The organism is Salinimicrobium oceani, assembly GCF_012037645.1.
On sequence record NZ_JAAVJR010000485.1, the window covers coordinates 1 to 489 of the forward strand.

Consider the following 489-nt stretch of genomic DNA (forward strand, 5'->3'; position numbering starts at 1 on the left):
ATGTATGGGGTCAAAGGGGAAGCGCTTTTAAGTTATCGTACTCCTCAAAACCTGCAGGTGGATCTTAATTACATCAATTATGATAAGGAGCAGACGGCAATAAATTTTAATTACCTGGAGGAAAGGAAGATCAGCCTCTCTACTCCTATTCGCACCAGAAATTTTACAATGTTCGGCCGGCTTTCGCTGAACCAGATCATTATGCCCTCTACAGAGTTCACTACTGCACAGTTATTACTTTCGGGTGCGGTTATGGGCATCAGCACGAATTTCACCACTTACGGCCTCTATAATGATCGTATGGATGAACCCACTATCTACAGCTCTTTGTCACAGACGTACAGACTTCCGAATAAATTTCTTTTCTCTCCGCAGGTACAGTATGATTTCAGTAGAAACCGCATCAACAATCTTATTCTTGAAGTGGAACGCCCGGTCTTTAAACAAGGATTCCTTAATCTGGCCTATGAGAACAACTTCCTTCGGGAT

At 42.7% G+C, this 489-nt stretch carries 1 pseudogene; it reads left to right on the plus strand.

Annotated features, from left to right (window positions below):
- A pseudogene (locus tag HC175_RS17860) lies at positions 1-489 on the plus strand (hypothetical protein); the annotation flags it as partial.